The sequence below is a fragment of the Bordetella genomosp. 7 genome (assembly GCF_002261265.1).
Lineage (GTDB): Bacteria > Pseudomonadota > Gammaproteobacteria > Burkholderiales > Burkholderiaceae_B > Bordetella_A.
This window is the reverse complement of sequence record NZ_NEVK01000007.1, coordinates 1-16629: the sequence shown is the minus strand read 5'-3', so window position 1 is coordinate 16629 and position 16629 is coordinate 1. Positions and strand designations below refer to the sequence as shown.

Annotated in this window: 16 protein-coding genes and 1 pseudogene; 9 read left to right on the top strand and 8 right to left on the bottom strand. The window is 62.0% G+C overall.

The window, feature by feature from the left end:
- Positions 1-3: 3 nt before the first annotated feature.
- On the bottom strand, positions 4-1008 hold the full coding sequence (locus CAL19_RS14700; RefSeq protein ID WP_212589903.1) for a dipeptidase: 1005 nt from the start codon (positions 1006-1008) through the stop codon (positions 4-6).
- Positions 1009-1039: 31 nt separating this feature from the next.
- Entirely contained in the window at positions 1040-2155 is a 1116-nt protein-coding gene (locus CAL19_RS14695; protein WP_094797205.1) for a Bug family tripartite tricarboxylate transporter substrate binding protein, read from the bottom strand.
- A 172-nt stretch (positions 2156-2327) separates the two neighbouring features.
- Here CAL19_RS14695 and CAL19_RS14690 point away from each other — a divergent pair, with 172 nt between their 5' ends.
- The 3 genes from CAL19_RS14690 (at position 2328) to CAL19_RS14680 (ending at position 4903) form a co-directional block, all read left to right on the top strand.
- Positions 2328-3485 (top strand): Bug family tripartite tricarboxylate transporter substrate binding protein, encoded by a 1158-nt coding sequence (locus CAL19_RS14690; RefSeq protein ID WP_094797204.1) that lies wholly within the window; start codon positions 2328-2330, stop codon positions 3483-3485.
- A 134-nt stretch (positions 3486-3619) separates the two neighbouring features.
- Positions 3620-4342, top strand: coding sequence for a haloacid dehalogenase type II (locus CAL19_RS14685; protein ID WP_094797203.1), 723 nt, complete (start codon positions 3620-3622; stop codon positions 4340-4342).
- 27 nt (positions 4343-4369) lie between these two features.
- Complete coding sequence (locus CAL19_RS14680) at positions 4370-4903, top strand: Lrp/AsnC family transcriptional regulator (RefSeq protein ID WP_094797202.1); 534 nt, start codon at positions 4370-4372, stop codon at positions 4901-4903.
- Positions 4904-4935: 32 nt separating this feature from the next.
- Here CAL19_RS14680 and CAL19_RS14675 read toward each other — a convergent pair whose 3' ends face one another.
- Positions 4936-5844, bottom strand: a complete 909-nt coding sequence (locus CAL19_RS14675) for a 2-hydroxyacid dehydrogenase (RefSeq protein WP_094797201.1) — start codon at positions 5842-5844, stop codon at positions 4936-4938.
- A gap of 203 nt (positions 5845-6047) precedes the next feature.
- On the opposite strand from CAL19_RS14675, the gene CAL19_RS14670 reads away from it, so the two are divergent.
- Both CAL19_RS14670 and CAL19_RS14665 read left to right on the top strand, forming a co-directional pair.
- Complete coding sequence (locus CAL19_RS14670; protein WP_094797200.1) at positions 6048-7295, top strand: D-amino acid dehydrogenase; 1248 nt, start codon at positions 6048-6050, stop codon at positions 7293-7295.
- Positions 7296-7365: 70 nt separating this feature from the next.
- Complete coding sequence (locus CAL19_RS14665; protein WP_094797199.1) at positions 7366-8823, top strand: FAD-binding oxidoreductase; 1458 nt, start codon at positions 7366-7368, stop codon at positions 8821-8823.
- A 49-nt stretch (positions 8824-8872) separates the two neighbouring features.
- On the opposite strand, the gene CAL19_RS14660 is transcribed toward CAL19_RS14665, so the two are convergent.
- Both CAL19_RS14660 and CAL19_RS14655 read right to left on the bottom strand, forming a co-directional pair.
- The gene (locus CAL19_RS14660) at positions 8873-9427 is read right to left on the bottom strand and encodes a DUF2076 domain-containing protein (RefSeq protein ID WP_094797198.1); all 555 of its coding nucleotides are present in this window, start codon (positions 9425-9427) and stop codon (positions 8873-8875) included.
- Positions 9428-9455: 28 nt separating this feature from the next.
- Positions 9456-11030, bottom strand: coding sequence for a TerC family protein (locus CAL19_RS14655; protein WP_026639180.1), 1575 nt, complete (start codon positions 11028-11030; stop codon positions 9456-9458).
- Between the two features lie 525 nt (positions 11031-11555).
- On the opposite strand from CAL19_RS14655, the gene CAL19_RS14650 reads away from it, so the two are divergent.
- Positions 11556-11810 (top strand): hypothetical protein, encoded by a 255-nt coding sequence (locus CAL19_RS14650; RefSeq protein WP_094797197.1) that lies wholly within the window; start codon positions 11556-11558, stop codon positions 11808-11810.
- 23 nt (positions 11811-11833) lie between these two features.
- On the opposite strand, the gene CAL19_RS14645 is transcribed toward CAL19_RS14650, so the two are convergent.
- The 3 genes and pseudogenes from CAL19_RS14645 to CAL19_RS14635 all read right to left on the bottom strand — a co-directional run.
- Positions 11834-12586, bottom strand: a complete 753-nt coding sequence (locus tag CAL19_RS14645) for an anti-sigma factor family protein (RefSeq protein WP_249276325.1) — start codon at positions 12584-12586, stop codon at positions 11834-11836.
- Between the two features lie 2 nt (positions 12587-12588).
- Positions 12589-13107 (bottom strand): sigma-70 family RNA polymerase sigma factor, encoded by a 519-nt coding sequence (locus CAL19_RS14640; RefSeq protein ID WP_026639183.1) that lies wholly within the window; start codon positions 13105-13107, stop codon positions 12589-12591.
- A gap of 284 nt (positions 13108-13391) precedes the next feature.
- Positions 13392-13760: pseudogene (locus tag CAL19_RS14635) on the bottom strand (acyl-CoA dehydrogenase family protein); the annotation flags it as partial.
- A 62-nt stretch (positions 13761-13822) separates the two neighbouring features.
- Here CAL19_RS14635 and CAL19_RS14630 point away from each other — a divergent pair.
- The 3 genes from CAL19_RS14630 (at position 13823) to CAL19_RS14620 (ending at position 16599) form a co-directional block, all read left to right on the top strand.
- Positions 13823-14638, top strand: a complete 816-nt coding sequence (locus CAL19_RS14630; RefSeq protein ID WP_249276324.1) for an aconitase family protein — start codon at positions 13823-13825, stop codon at positions 14636-14638.
- A complete protein-coding gene (locus CAL19_RS14625; RefSeq protein WP_094797195.1) occupies positions 14635-15171 on the top strand; it encodes a hypothetical protein in 537 nt (178 codons plus the stop codon). The genes CAL19_RS14630 and CAL19_RS14625 overlap by 4 nt, the downstream gene beginning before the upstream one ends.
- A gap of 85 nt (positions 15172-15256) precedes the next feature.
- Positions 15257-16599 (top strand): IS3 family transposase gene (locus tag CAL19_RS14620; RefSeq protein ID WP_094795990.1). Its coding sequence is split into 2 segments (ribosomal slippage): positions 15257-15698 and positions 15698-16599, totalling 1344 coding nucleotides; the frame shifts between segments, so codons are not numbered across the junction.
- Positions 16600-16629: the final 30 nt, after the last annotated feature.

Here is a 16629-nt window from a genome sequence, read left to right as displayed (position 1 = left end):
CTGTCAGCCCAATACCTCGTTGATCACGCGGTGCCAGTTGCCCCCCATGATCTTTTCCACATCAGATTGAGGCAGCCCGCGCTCGAGCAACGCCCGCGTCAGGTTGCCGAGGGTCTTGGGCGTTTCGATACCTTCCGGGTAGATGTAGGGCGGAGGCGGATAGGTCTCTTTGCGCCAACGGCCCGATCGCAGCGAATCATCGTAATAGACCTGCGCTTCGGCGTCGCTGACCACGCCGGATTGGTGCGTGAAGTAATCCAGGCCCAGGCCTATGTGGTCGATGCCCACCAAGTCAATCAGATGGTCAAAGTGCCGCAGGAAATCGTCCATCGACGGGGGCTTGTTCGCGGTGACGGTGGGCGGGTAGCCGTTCATGCCCACGAGTCCGCCGGTCGCTGCAACGGCTTTCGCCTGTTCGTCGGTGATGTTGCGTCTGACGTCATGCACGGCGCGCACGTTGGAGTGCGAAAAGACCACCGGCCGCGCAGAATGTTTCATTGCATCCAGCGTCGTCTGAATGCCCGTGTGCGAGCAGTCGACAATGATGCGTAGTTCATTCAGGCGCTGAACCAGGTCAATGCCGAAATTGCTCAGGCCACTGTCCGTGCGTTCTTCGCAGCCATCACCCACCATATTCTTCTGGTTGTAGGTCAGCATCACCATCGAGACGCCCAGCGCTTTGTAGGCGTCCACCAGGTTCAGGTCGTTCTCGATGGGCTGAGTGCCTTGGAAGTGCATCAGAATGCCCAGCTTGCCGAGGCGTTTCGCACGCGTCACGTCATCACCCGTGCGGACCAGGATCAAGTCGTCGCGGCTGTCGATCATGCGCAGCCAGCTGGCAATTTCCCGCAGCGCCCCGGCGGCGGTGAGGCCCAGCCCGACCGTCGGTGCGACGACGGTGCAGCCGCCTTCTCTGTACCAGTCCAGGTACGCTGGCTTGCGCAGCAAGGGGCACGCGCCATCGATGACCACTGCACCCCGATGAATTTCCGTAGCACTCAAGCCCATTTTCTTGGCTTCCTTGATAGATGAACGGGATTTAATCGACTTTGGCGCCTGACTCGCGCACCAACCTGCCCCAGAACTCGACCTGTTGGTCCACAAATGCCTGGCGTTGCGCGGCCGTCATCGGCGCCACGGGCTCGAAACCGGCCTGATTGAGTTTGGCGCGAATCTCCGGCTTCTCGGCCACTTTATCCAGGGCCGCCGAAAGCTGTTCTTTGACCGTTGCGGGCGTCGCGGCGGAAACGCCTACGCCGTACCACACTTCACCCGCCGCGAAGTCCTTATAGCCGAGTGATGCCAGGGTGGGAATATCAGGCATCGAGGGCACCGGCTTGGAGCCGCTGACCGCCAGGATGCGCAGCTTGCCGCCTTTGGCGAGCGTCAGGATGGACGGCAACGAGGCAAATCCAAATTCGGTCTGTCCACCCAGCATGCCGGCGATGCCTTCCTGGCCCCGATACGGCACATGTTCAAGATCTGCCTTCAGGACGCGGCCGAGCAGCACATTCGAAAGATGCTGCGACGTGCCGGAGCCCTGGGAAAAGTAGAAGTGCTTGCCGCTCTGTATCCGCTGTGCGAATTGGGCAAAGTTCGTCTCCTTGGCGCTTGCCGGCACGATCAGTGCGTTCGGCGTGGTGTTGAGCACTGCGATGACGGACACGTCTTTAGCCGGGTCGAAGGGCAGCGATGTGTACAGCGATCCATTGATCGCGATAGAACTGCTAGTGACCAGCATCAGCGTGTGGCCGTCGGGCTCTGCGCGCAGGGCCTGGCCGATGCCCACCGTGCCGCCCGCGCCGGGGCGATTTTCTACGACCACGGCTTGCTTCAGTTCCGAGGTTAGCCCTTCGGCAAGAATGCGGGCGTACAAGTCAGTGGTCGAGCCTGCGCCGTAAGGCACGACCAGCGTTACCGGCTTGGCAGGAAAGCTTGCTTGCGCGCCGGCTGTCGATGCTGCGAAAAACAAGCTTGCGATGCAACTCTTTATAGCGGAACGGATACGAATGCGGTGCGTCATGTGAATCCCCTTGAGCTTGAGTCTGAGGCCGTCTTCAATTTGGGCGGCCTTCGGCTGGCGAAAAATCCAGAACCCAGATCGTAAGTGGTCGGCACAAGCAAGAAATATCGAAATGCCATCGACAAACAGCATTTTCCGTGGATTGGACGTTAGCCATCATGGCGGCTAAGTGTTATCCCTGATAGGCGCGTCGCATAGGGGTACCGCCCGCTCAGAAGGGCAGGCGGGCGCCACGCTGCCGGCCGTGGCTCCCCCGCGGCAAAACACACGGAAATGCCGTTGGAGCGGCGTAAAGCAGCGAAAGATGCTGATCTTGCGCGCCTATTATTTTCGAACCATGGCGCGCTGCGCAGCTGCGGGTTCGGCGCATACACGCACGGCATGGCGTAGTTACCTGCAACGATTAAAAGGGGAAGTCAGTATGTCTGGTAAGTGTCCTCAAGCGTCGCACCCACACGCCGTCAACGGCCTGCGGCGCAGCTTTCTGAAGCAACTGGCCGCCGTAGGCGCCGTGCCTTTGGGTCTGGGTATGAATTCCCGGTTATTTGCCGGCGAAAGCACGTCTTACCCTTCAAGGCCTTTGCGCATGGTGCACGCCTTCTCGCCGGGTTCCGGCACCGACACGACGGGCCGCATCCTGGCCGAAGGTCTTGGCAGAATCCTGCAGCAGAGCGTGGTTGTCGAGAACAAGCCTGGCGCCAGCATGATGATCGGCACATCGTATGCCGCCAAGCAGCCGGCCGATGGCCATACGCTGGTGATGGTCACGCTGGACAGTATGGGGCTCAACCCGTTCTTGTATAAGAACATTGCCTATCGGACCTCGGATTTCGACCCGATCACGCTGGTGGGTGAAATTCCCCTGATTCTGTTTGGGCCGCCCGGATCGCCCTATGAGGCCTTCGGCGATCTGGCGAAAGCCTCGGCAGGCGGCACAGTATTCAGCAACGGAACGTGGGGACACGGAAGTGTCGGCCACCTGGTGTCGGCCATGATTGCGGATCAGACGCCGCTGCGTTTCCAGTATGTGCCCTTTCAGGGCGCGGCGCCTGCTTATCAGGCGGCGATGGGAGGCCACGTAGAACTGGCAATGGGCTCGCCGCAGGCAGTGATTCAAGCGGTGCGGGCGGGCAAGGCGCGCGCTTACGCCGTGGGCGGAGATACGCGTCTGGAGGCCCTGCCCGATGTGCCTACTTTCAAAGAACTGGGCTACCCCGAACTGAAGGCGATGCAGTGGCACGGGCTTTCGGCGCGGGCCGGAGGCGACCAGCGCATCATCGATACGCTGTATGCCGGCTGCGACCAGATCTTTAATGACCCCGACATGTCGGAAAAGGTCCGCAGGGTGGGCTATACCAAGATCGACGGCCGTCCGCCTGCGGCGTTCGCCCAGTACATGGCAGAGCAGACGGCGCTCTGGGGCGAGGTTGTCAAACGTGCCGTGACGCCTATGGACGGCTGATTGCATCTTTGCAGTGCCGTTGCCTGCCGCATGCTGGCGCGGCAGGCATAAGTGGCGGCGCAGCCGCCACAAGGCTTTTACGTTGGGCCGGCAGGCCGTAAGATTCGGCTGGCCGGATAATCACGGGACTATGCATGAAGCTTACAGAATTCAAGGTGCTTTCCTTCGACTGCTACGGAACGCTGATCGACTGGGAGCGCGGCATGACCAATGGTTTGGCGCCCCTGATCGGCCGAATGAAGGCAGCACCCGATATTGATCGTTTACTTGAACACCATGCCCGGCTGGAGGCCGCCCAGCAGGCACTGACACCGACCAAGCTGTATCGGGACGTGCTGGCGGTGGTATATAAACGCCTGGCAGAAGAGCATGGGCTATCTGTGCCATGGCGCGAATGTGTCGAGTATGGACTGGGGGCTCGCAACTGGCCGGCGTTTCAGGATTCCGCCGGCGTGCTGCAGTACCTGAAAAAGCATTTCAAGCTGGTGGTGCTGTCCAACACCGATAACGACACTTTTTCCCACAGCAACGATAAGCTGCAGGTTGATTTCGACGCGATCTACACCGCGCAGGACATCGGTTCATACAAGCCGTCGTTGCAAAGCTTCGAATATATGCTCGCACGTCAGAAAGCGGCGGGTGTCGAGAAGCACGAGATTCTGCACGTGGCCGAAAGTCTTTTTCATGACCATGAGCCCGCCAACCGGATCGGTATTGCCTCGTGCTGGATTTATCGCAGATTCGACAAGCCCGGCTATGGCGCGGCCCCCGAGCCGCTGGCGATGCCGTCGTACAACTTTCAGTTCAACAGCCTTGCAGATTTCGCCAAAGCGCACCAAGAGGCGTTACGTGCGTAACGAAATGCCCGGTTCCAGAGGAATGGTATGAAGGGCTTGCCCAAGCTCGATCGCATCGACATTAATATTCTGTCGCAGCTGCAGCAGAACAGTCAGATCACCAATCTGGCGCTGGCCGAGGCCGTCAGCCTGTCGCCCAGCCCGTGCCTGGCGCGCGTCAAGCGGCTGGAAAAGGCGGGCTACATCGTGAGCTATAACGCCCGTCTGAACCTGGCCAAGCTGGTCGACCATATTGTTGTCTTTACGGAAGTCACGCTCGAAGATCACCGCCGCAACGACTTCGTTCGGTTCGAGACCACCTTGAAGACGTATTCCGCGTTGCAAGAGTGCCATCTGGTCAGTGGCGGCTACGACTACATCCTGAAGTTCATTGCCCGCAACGTCTTTCATTATCACCAGATCATGGAAGATATTCTGTCGCGCGACATCGGCATATCGAAGTACTTCAGCTACATCGTCATCAAGACGGTTTGCGTGCGGGATAGCGTGGCGATCAAAGAGCTGCTCGACTTCACGCATACCCCGGGTGTCGAGTCCGAGCTGCCTGACGAAACGGAGTAGCCTCCGGCTCGTCGGCAACTTGCAGCGCCGGGTCAGGCTGGAAACCCTGTCGAGGCCAGGGCGCCCAGGGTGCGCTTCCAGAGTTCTTCGTACGCCTCATCCGTCATGTAGGCGGCGTGCGGGGTCAGGGTGACATCGTCCCGGCTGCTCCACGGGTTCGAGGCGGCCAGCGGCTCATCCCAAAGCACGTCGAGCGCCGCGTGGCCGACCTGCCCGGAATCCAATGCATTGAGCAGTGCGTGCTCATCGATCAACGCGGCGCGCGCGGTGTTGACCACCACGGCGCCAGGGGCCAGAAGACCCAGTTCTTTCGCCCCGATAATGCCTTGAGTATGCTCATTCAACGCCAGGTGCAATGACAGAAATTTTGCGCCCTTCAGCGCATCGAGCAGACTGGGGGTGTAATAGGGCGCCCTGAGAGGGGTGCGATTCCAGCCTGCGACGTCCATGTCCAGGCTGAGGGCCATGCTGGCGAAGGTAAGTCCGATGTCGCCGAGGCCCACCACGGCAATTTTGCTGTACGTCAGCTGCATGCCGCCTCGCGGCTGCCACAGTCCCTGCCGTACGGTGTTGTCCATCGACACTATTTTTCGGGCGCCGGCATACATCAGCGCCATCGTGTGCTCGGCCACCGCGATGTTGCCATACCCGGGCGTGTTCAGTACCTTGATGCCCCGCTGTCGGGCGGCATCGAGCGGCACATAGCTGCCCGCGCCGGTACCCATGAAAACAATCGTCTTCAGCTTGGTGCATGCTTGCAACAGCTCAGCCGGAATGATGGTGTGCTCCACGCACAGTATCTCTGCATCTTCGGCCAAGGCAACGAGCTCTTCCTGTGTGGGGTCGCCGTAGTTGATGCGCAGCCCCGCCGGCGTGGGCAAGGCACGGCGCTCAATGACAGCCTTCAGTTCTTGTGTGCAGTCGACAAACACGGCGACCATTGCAGTACCCCCTTTGATGGACGAGAAAGTCTAGCAGCGGGGAAGCGGAACTTCCTGCCATAACAGCCCCTGACAAAAACATATCTTGCCGATGTGCAGCCTGTTTCGACTCATGCACACCGTGCCGATTGCACATAATCGCTGTCATAGATTCAGGAACATTGCGGCCGATACGGACGGCCGTGCCTCGGAAGGACCTATTCATGAAAGCAGTGATTCTCGGCGCTGGCCTGGCCGGTGTTCCTACCGCCTATTTCCTGGCCAAGGCTGGCCACGAAGTGGTCGTCATCGACCGGCAACCCGGCGCCGCACTGGAAACCAGCTTTGCCAACGGCAGTCTGCTCTGCCTGGGCCACTCGTACCCGTGGGCCTCGCCGGCGGCGCCAGGTGTGCTGGTCAAATCGCTGACCCGGCGCGATCAGGCGTTGCGCGTCGCGCCGCGCATCGACCCAAGAATGTGGGGATGGTTGCTGCGGTTCCTGCGCGAGTGCACGAGCGCGCGCGCCGACCGTAATGCCGCGAGCCGGTTGCGCATCGCCACCTATTCGTTGGACGTCATGAGATCCGTCGTGGCAGATACGGGTATCCGCTTCCATCACACCGACAAGGGGCTGCTCTATCTGTACCGGACTGAACACGCCATGAACGAAGGCGTCAGGCAGATGCAGGTTCTGCAGCAGAACGGCCTGTCCATGAAGATTATCAATGCTGATGAGGCGGCGGCCATCGAGCCCGCACTTACGCCGGTAAAGAACAAATTGCTGGGTGGTGTTTACGTGCCGGGCGACGGCACCGGCGACGCCCAGTTGTTCACCGCCGAACTCGCCCGGGTGTTGTCCGGGCGTGGTGTCCGCTTCATGTATGAAACCGAGGTCAAGGGCATCACCTGCCAAGGCGGGTCCGCAAAGCGGGTGCGTACCTCCGCGGGCGATATTGATGCCGACGTCATTATTGTCGCGATGGGTTCGTTTTCGGGGCCGCTGCTGCGGCAGCACGGCGTTGACATCAAGCTGTTCCCGGTAAAGGGGTACTCGCTGACCGTGCCCATCACCAGCCCGGACCAGGCGCCCACCGTTGGCGGCCTGGACGAGGACAATCTGTTGGCCTTTTCCGTGCTGGGCAATCGCCTTAGGCTGACCGCCACTGCCGAGTTCAGCGGTTATGACGTCAGCCATCGGCCGCATGACTTCAGGTATATGACGCAGGCCGCCAAGGACCTGTTCCCTACCATTGGCGATTACTCCAAGGCACAGATGTGGTCGGGATTGCGCCCGGCCACGCCGGACGGCAACCCGGTGCTCGGCCGTACCGGGACGCCGAACCTTTATGTGTGCACCGGCGGCGGCTCGATGGGGTGGACCATGGCCTGCGGCATGGGAAAGATCACGGCCGACATCGTTTGCGGGCGCGCTGCGGATATCGATATCAAGGAAATGGTTGTAAAGGCTTAAGTGGTGGGGGCGCTGCGCGCGGATGTTCCGGACGCGCTGCAAATACCATTACGGCATAGGGATGACAAATATGAATGGCACGGTCGAGCAACAGCATGTCGATGCCCTGATCGGTATTGTGGGCAGCGGAAATTGTTTGAGCGCGGGCGGCGATATGACCGGATACACGGTCGATTACCGCGGAATTTTCGCCGGGGCGGCGCTGGCTGTCGTGCGGCCGGCGAACACAGCCGAGGTGGCCGCCGTCGTCCGGTACTGTGCCCGCCATGGCATTCCCATCGTTCCGCAGGGCGGCAACACGTCGCTGCTTGGGGGCGCGGTGCCTGATGGGTCCGGCAAGGCGATAGTGCTAAGCCTTGTTCGCATGAAAACCATTCATGAGGTCGATCCGCAAAACAACACCATGACGCTGGACGCGGGAGTCACGCTGCACGCCGTGCGGGAGGCGGCCGAGGCTGCGGGCCGATTGTTCCCATTGCGAATAGGATCCGAGGGCTCTTGCCAGATCGGCGGCAACATTTCTACGAATGCCGGCGGAACGGCCGTGCTGCGCTATGGCAATATGCGTGAGCTGGTATTGGGGCTGGAGGTCGTGCTGCCTGACGGCGAGGTCTGGAACGGTTTGCGCGCACTGCGTAAGGACAACACTGGCTATGATCTCAAGCACTGGTTCATTTCCGCCGAAGGCACGCTGGGCATCATTACGCGTGCCGTGATCAAGCTGTTCCCGTGGCCGGCCGCGCGTGCGGTGGCATTCGCCGCCGTAGCAGACCCCGGCCAGGCCCTGAAACTGCTGGACCTGTGCAAGCAAAAGGCAGATACCTGTCTGACGGCCTTTGAGCTGATTTCGGCGCCGGCGCTTGCACTATCATTAGATGCACTCGGCGAAGACGCGCCGGTATCTGGCGATCACCCCTGGTATGTATTGATCGAACTGTCATCGGGGCAGGGCCAGGCGCAGCTGGATGCGATGTTGCTCGATACGCTGGAAGGCGCGATAGAGCAAGCTTTGGTGATGGATGCCGCAGTCGCCGCGAATCAGGCGCAGGCCGAGCGGATGTGGTTGATTCGCGAGGAAATCTCCGACGCTCAAACCCGCACAGGGGGCAGCGTACGATGTGACATCTCGGTTCCGCTATCCCGCATTCCCGAGTTCGTCCAGGCAGCCACCGAAGATGTGCTGCGCGAGGCTCCTGGCGCCCGTATGGTGGTGTATGGCCATATGGGCGATGGCAACGTGCACTTCAACCCGCTGCGTCCCGAGTCAACGTCGGCAGCCGATTTTCTGGCCTCGCATGGTGCGGCCATCACGCGATTGGTCGATGGCCGCGCCGCTCAGCTGAATGGTTCGATCTCGGCCGAACATGGTATTGGCATCGCCAAGCGTGACGAGCTGCTGCACGTCAAGTCTCGTGTCGAACTGCAGCTCGCATGGGCCCTGAAGCGAGCGCTGGATCCTCGGAACCTGATGAATCCCGGCAAGGTGCTACCGCCGGTCGGATCGCTGGCCGACGCCGGGACGCCTTGATGGCGCGCCCGCGGCCGTGCGACTGGCCTTGGGCGTTGGATGGCCGGCCTTAAACCTCGAAGTCGCCGCCATCATCCGAAAAATCGCCTTCATCCTCGTAAGGCGGGGCAGCACCTTCGTCTGCCGGGGGAGCCTCGGCGGCCTGCGCCTCGTTGCCGGTGAACAAGCTGCCGAGCAGATTGCCCAGCATCATGCCGCCGGCCACGCCTACTGCGGTCTGCAGCGCGCCGGCCATGAAGCCTCCGCCCGCGGGCGCCGCGTTGTTGCGGCCAAAGCCGGTGCCCAGGCCGCCCGCGGCGGGACCTGCAGCCGGGGCGCGCCTGCCGAATGCGGTCGAGGGGCTGGCGGCCGTGGGGTTTGAGCCCGAAGGCTGCACCGCGGCAGAGGGGTTCTTTTGCAGTTCCTGGATGCGCGCTTGCGCATTCTGCAGGGCCTGTTGCTGAACCAGCACGGTCTGCGCCAGGTAATAGGCAGAGCCAGGGTTCTTCTGCATTTCCTGGCGTATCAACTGCTCGGCGTCGGGATCGCGCGGATGCCCCTGCCGTTCGAGTTCCTGGATTCTGCTGAATACGCTGGCAATTGCGTCGCGGTCTTGGTCTTGCATAAGTGAATCTCCTGTAAACAGGGGTTTGTCAGTTTGCTGCTGCCGCCGTTGCGGCGGCTTCCTCGTACGCGCGCACTTGCCCGATGCGCAAGCCATCGCGCGAAGTCACTTCGAAACTCCAGTCGCCCCAATGGATGACTTCGCCCACGACGGGCAGGTGTCCGCACACGCGCAGCAATGCACCCGCCAATGTCGCGTCGGGCAAGGGCCGGGCCAGTTCGGCGCTGGCCAACAGCAGCCGCGCTTCCTCGATGGGCATTCCGGCATCCAGCAGCCAAGCGCCGTCTTCAAGGCGGGTGGCCTGGCTTGCCTCGCCTTCATGCTCGGGCAGTTCGCCGCCCACGGCCGTCAGTACATCCATCGGCGTCACCAAGCCTTCGCAGCTGCCGAGCTCGTCGACCACGATCAACATATGGTCGCGCGATTGGCGCAGCACTTCCAGCACCTTGAATACCGGCGTGGTTTCGATGACGAAGTGCGGCTCGCGGGCCAATTCAACCAGGTCGACGGGGCCGGGCTGCTGCAGCGCGGGCATCACGTCCTTGAAGTGCACGATGCCAATGACGTTGGACGCGTCGCGCTCGCACAGCGGCAGGCGCGCGTGCCCGCACGAGAACTTGCGCACCACGTCTTCGGCCGAGTCCGACACATCCAGCCAGACTATTTCCATGCGCGGAACCATGATCGAGCGTACGTCGCTGCTGCCCATGGCCAGCACGCGTTCAATAAGACCGCTTTCTTCGGCGGTAACCGCGCTGTCGCTGATGATGCCGTCGACCAGCGCCGCGACTTCGTTGCCGGACCCCTGCGCACCTGCCTTGCCGCCGCGCAGCAGCCGCAACACCGCCTGGGCGGTGCGCTCGCGAGCGGTCAGCCCGTTGCTGCGGCGGCTAAGGTTGCGGCGAGCCAGCTGGTTGCAGGCCTCGATCATGATAGAGAAGCCGATGGCCGCGTACAGGTAGCCTTTGGGGACGTGGAAGCCCAGTCCTTCGGCCACCAGGCTGAAGCCGATCATCAAGAGCAGGCCCAGGCACAGGATCACCACGGTGGGGTGGCGGCCCACGAACGCCATCAGCGGCTTGCTGGCCAGCATCATGACCGCCATGGCCAGCACCACCGCGATCATCATGATGCTGAGTTCCTGCACCATGCCGACAGCCGTGATGACCGAGTCCAGCGAGAACACGGCGTCCAGCACGACAATCTGCAGAATGACCTGCCAGAAAACCGCGTGTTGAACTGTTTGCGTGTCGCCGTGCGCCTGCCCTTCGACCCGTTCGTGCAGTTCCATGGTGCCCTTGAAGAGCAGGAACAGGCCGCCCAGGATCAGGATCAGGTCGCGCCCTGAAATCTCGGTGCCGAACACCGTGAACAAGGGTTCGGTCAGGGTGACGACCCACGCGATGCTGGCCAGCAGGCCCAGGCGCATCAGCATGGCCAGCGTCAGGCCGATCACCCTGGCCCGATTGCGCTGATGTGGCGGCAGTTTATCGGCCAGGATGGCGATAAAGACCAGGTTGTCGATGCCAAGGACGATTTCAAGAATGATCAGCGTCGCCAGCCCCAGCCATGCCGTGGGGTCGGTCATCCATTCAAATATCATTACGAATTCCGGGAATAGCGCAGGCGCGCAATACGCAAGCGTTGCGGCCGATTGAGGGGAAGCAGGAGTGAAGCGGGTCGGGCGGGGCCCTGGGCCGCCGCGCGCGGGATGCGATGCGATTCACCTGCGCCGTGGCGCGGAGATGGTCGCTGCAGGTAGGTATGCGCCTGGACGAACGGCCTGCCCATTGCGCGACAACGGGACAGGGCCAATGGGCTGGCGATCTTGCGAGGGAAGCGCCACGTGTGAACATGCACGTGCGGCGCGGTGGTACTGGGTGGTTCTGAGTCCATTATGTTGATGCGCGGCGTCCAGTTGTTGCCCGTGGTCGCCCCGCATCACCGAAACTTACAAGAAACTGAATGATAACGAAGAATCGCGAGCCGCGCATCTTCGCACAATCGCCGGCCCGGCGAACGACGTTTCGTGGGCCTGTCTGGGGAAAGGGCCGCCGTGGCTGCCGCTTTGCGGGTAAGGTATCGTTTTGATTCCGCTGATTTTTCGCCTTACTGGCCTGCCGATACCATGAGAATGCCGCGTTCAGTCTTGCAATCCCTTGTGGCGGCGCTCGCCTGCGCGTGCCTTGCGGCCTGTGCCGACAGCCCGCCCCGTCAGGCCGATATCGACTACCGCACCCGCCCGGCCCGGGGCACGCCGGCGCCGGACGGCACGCCGCAAGGGGCTTCGCAGCAGCGCCTGACCATTCAGTCGGGCGAAGGCGAAAAACTGAATCTTCCCTGGTTTATCCGCGACGCCCAGGATTGGGTGAATACGCATTAAGGCCAGCGCCCCCTGCGGCCGGATCAGGCGTCCGGTGCGACGGCTTGCTGTACGGCCCTTGCGGCGGGCGTATTGCCGGGACTGACGACCGCGTACAGGTAGCGGCCTTGCTTCCAGTACTGCGCCATCAGGTCGCCGTCGCGGCGCTTGCCATGAGTGAAGTTCAGTGCGCGGCCCGGCGAGCGCATGTAGTACAGGATGCTCTCGCCATTGCTGGCCTGATACAGCACGATGGCGGCGGGGCCGGATTCCGTCGACATCAGCCGTCCGCCCACTGGCCGGTAGCCATAGGCATTGAAATCCGGCAGGGGCGCGGGCTGCATGAAATGCCGGTTCAGCCAGGCCTGCAGTTCCGAAGGTTGGCTGGAGCGGAAGTCGACCATGTTCGCGGCCGCATCCGCTGCGAACATGCGATACGCATGCACGGCATCGGCCATGGGCAGGTAGCCGGAGCGCATGGCGGTTTCCCTTGCCTGCCAGCCGCCCAGGCTGCCGATGCCCAGGGTCAGCGCAACCGTGGCGGCAAGCGCCATGCGTTGGCGGCGGCGGGTGCGCAAGGTCTTGCGCACGCAGGCGGGATCCAGCCGTTCGGGGGCAGCGTAGCGGCTCAGGTCGGCGTGCCGGCGCCGCAATGCCTCGGTCTGGCTTCGGATCTGCTCGATCTCTTCGGCGGCGTCGGGGTGCGACGCCAGATAGGCTTCGACATCCTGGCGACGTGCCGGATCCAGTTGCCCATCGGCATAGGCATGCAGGTCATGTTCACTGGGGATCAGCATGGTCATTTCATCAAGCGCAGCCCCGGCGCGGGGGCGGTGCGCCCTTCTGTCAGGCTGCGCAGCGCCTTGCGGGCGCGCGACAGCCGTGACATTACCGTCCCGACCGGGATATCGAGCACATCGGCCGCTTCCTGGTAGCCCAGGCCCTCGACCGATATCAGCAACAGCAGGCTTTGCTGGTCGGCGGTCAGGCGAGCCAGGTCGCCCAGCGCCTCGCGCGCCAGCGCGACGTGCTCGGCCGAGGGCGCGCGCGGTTCGGGCGAGCCGCTGAAAAAGTCCAGGATGCGCGCGTAGCGCCGGTTGCGGCGCTGGGTGTCAATGAAACACCGATAAAGAATCGCAAACAGCCAGGCCCGCAGGTCACCTTCCGGGCGGCGGCTGCCGGCCCGCGTCAGCGCGCGTTCCAGGCAGGACTGCACCAGGTCGTCGGCGTTGGCCGGGTCATGCGTCAACGACAACGCGAAGCGGCGCAGCCGGGGCAGCACGTCGCGCAGGTCTTCGTCGGTAAAGCCCGCCGCCATGGATAAAAAGCGCCTTTAAAAGTCAACGATGCCAGTCAGACGAATGGCGGCGCGGATTATTCCCGCCGGGGAGGGTGGTTACATATGTTGTTGTTATAGCGCCTTCGCCTGCGCCGCGGTATGGGCGGCGATGTATCGCGTATTGAATGAATGGCCATTCGATTTTTTAATTCTGGCCGGATACGCGGCACGGCGCCCCACAGAGGGCGCTATCAATATGCCCGGTGGGCAATGTAAAAGCTCAGCCGCCGGGCCCGTCGTCGGCCGCAAGCGGCCGACGCGGCTTATTCATCCGTGCATCCGAGTTCTTTCGCGATGATCCACTTGAACAGCGTCACGCCGCCCAGAATAATGGTCAGGCCCTTGGCGTCTCGCAGGCGTCGTACGACGGGCACGCCTTCCATGAAGCCCATGCCGCCGAAGATGTCGGTGGCATAGTTGGCGGCCTTCAGGGCGTTTTCCGCGGTCACATACTTCACCATCGCGGCCTCCGATACCGTCAGTTCGCCGCGGTCGTAGCGCCAGGCGGCCCGGTCGCGCAACAGCGTGCTGATCTCGATATCGGTGGCCATTTCGGCCAGCCATCCCTGGATAAGCTGTCTTTGCGACAGGGTGACGCCCCAGGTCTTGCGTTCTTTGGCGAAGCGCAGCGCCTCGTCAAGGCAGAAGCGCTGCCACGGGCGACACGTGGTTCAAGGTGCCGCCATGCATCAAGGTGACCTTGACCGGCCGGCTGCCCAAGGGCGTGCTGGGCAAAGACATTTACCTGCGCCTGCTGCAGGACCTGCGCGGCAAGGCCGAAGGCTGTGTGATCGAGTTCGACGGCCCTGGCGTGGCGACCATGCCGCTGGACGTGCGCATGGCCGTGGCCAACGGCGCGCCGCATATCGGCGCCACGACCATGATCTTCCCTTCTGACGACGTGCTGTTGCAGTATCTGGAAGGGCGGGCGCGCGAACCGTTCGTGCCGGTGCAGGCGGACGCCGACGCGGTGTATGACCAGTATTACCAATACGACCTGTCATCTTTCGAGCCGCTGGTTGCCGGTCCGGACGACCCGACCGTCATTGCGCCGCTGCGCGCATTGCAGGCCACGCGCATCGACGCGGCGTATATCGGGTCGTGTTTGTCGGGCCGCCTGGAAGACCTGGCGCAGGCCGCCGAGATACTGAAGGGGCGCAGGATCAGCGAGGGCGTGCGCATGGTGGTGACGCCGATTTCTACCGAGGTGATGATGCAGGCCGTCGAGGCCGGACATATGGCCACTTTCATCGCGGCTGGGGCCACGGTGACGGCGCCGGGCTGCGGCGCGTGCTTCTATGGCAATGCATCGCCGCTGCACCTGGAAGAGGGCGAGAACTGCATTACCGGGTCGGTCGAAAACTGGCCTGGCCGCATGGGTAGCAACAAGGCGAAGATTTATCTGGCCAATGCCGCCGTGGTGGCTGCGTCCGCATTGGCGGGCCATATCGCCAGCCCGGACATGGTACGGGCGAACCAGGCGGCTGCTGTTACACGGGAGCAATCATGATTCTATCGGGACGAGTCTGGAAGTTCGGCGACCAGCTGCGCAGTAGTTATTTCGTTTCCGGCAGATACGACCCGCTGGGCCGCGCCGGTAAGTTCGAGGAACTGGCGCAGCACGTGCTGGAAGATGTGGATCCGACGTTCGTGAAGAATGTCCGCCCTGGCGACTTGCTGGTGGTGGGCACGGCGTTCGGCACGGGCAAGCATCTTGATGGGCCGATCAACGCGTTCAAGGCGCTGGGCATCTCGGCGGTGCTGGGCAAGAGTTTTTCCGCGGCCTGGGAGCGGGACAGCATCAATCTCGGCCTGCCGGCGCTGGCATACCCCGAACTTTACGATCACGTCGAAACGGGGGATGAGCTGGAGATGGACCTGCGCGGCACGAAAGCCATCAATCGCAGCCGCCAGACCGCCATTGCCGTGCACCCGACGGATCCGGGATTGCTGGAATTGCTGGAAGCCGGGGGCGTTGCCGCATATACCGCGCGGCGCCTCGGCGTAGCCGACCGTCCCGCCGCTGCGTCCCACCACGGCTGAACCTGCCGTCTGGTAACACAAGGGGGTGTCAGGCACCTTCGTGAAGTGACCCCCAAAAGTTGGATATCAACTTTGGGGTTATTTCATGGAGAAGTACAGTGAATCGGTCAAACTGGCGTCGGCTCAGGAGTATTGCGAGGGCAATGCCGGGATTGCGGCGGTAGCGCAACGTCATGGTGTGAGTCGACATGCGCTGCGCCGCTGGGTGGCGGCCTATCGGATCCATGGTGTGGCCGGCCTCCGTACCAAGCGTGTCCGCTATGACGAGGCGTTCAAATGGAAGGTTCTGCTGCACATGAAGCAGCATGAGCTGTCGTACCGCCAGACGGCGGCGTGGTTCGACATCCGTAACTTCAATATCATCGCTCGCTGGGAGCGCCAGTATGATGTACAGGGTTCAGCCCGAACATATACAGGAGGGCCTCCCAGGATGGTTTTACCCAAGAAGCCGGCGCTGCCTGACGCCGCACGCACCCGCGAAGACCTGCTCAAGGAGCTGCAGTTCTTGCGCACGGAGAACGCGTACCTAAAAAAGCTCGATGCCTTGGTTCAAGCCAAACAGAAATCGGCGCAGCAGAAAAAGCGCAAATAGTGCTTGAACTAAGGCAACACTTTCCCCTGGCCGACCTGTTGTCGGTGGCAGGCCTGCCGCGCAGCACCTTTTATTACCAGTGGCGGGCCGGGCAAGCCGGTGACAAGTATGCGTCGTTGAAGGCCCGGATTTGCGCCATTTTTGAACAGCACCAAGGACGCTATGGCTATCGGCGCATCACCGAAGTCGTGCGCCAGCAAGGCTGGCCGGTTAATCACAAGACCGTGCAGCGCTTGATGGGCTTGCTGCGGTTGAAGTCTTGCGTGCGGGTCAAGAAATATCGCTCTTATCGTGGCGCACTCAACCAGCTTGCCCCCAATGTGCTGCAACGCCAATTCCAGGCCGCGCAGCCGAACAAGAAGTGGGCCACCGATGTGACCGAGTTCAAAGTCGGCGCGCAGAAGCTGTATCTCTCGCCGGTGATGGACCTTTGTAACGGCGAGATCCTTGCCTACGAAATGGCCACCCGGCCAAGCTTTGCCATGGTTGCCAACATGCTCAAACAGGCTTGCACGCGGCTGGGCCCGTCCGAGCGTCCCATCCTGCACTCGGATCAGGGCTGGCAGTACCAGATGCCCGCCTACCGCGAACTGTTGGCGCAACACGGCGTGACCCCTAGCATGTCACGACGAGGCAACTGCCTGGACAATGCGGCCATCGAGAGCTTCTTCGGCACTCTCAAGGCCGAGTTCTACCACCTGAGCACCTTCCAGACCATTGAGCAGCTAAAGGACGGAATCGCCCGATATATCCATTACTACAATCACGAGCGCATCAAGCTTAAACTCAACGGGCTGAGCCCCGTGCAATACAGAACTCAGCTCCTGGCCACATAACGGTCAAAACCGTCCAACTTTGTGGGGTCA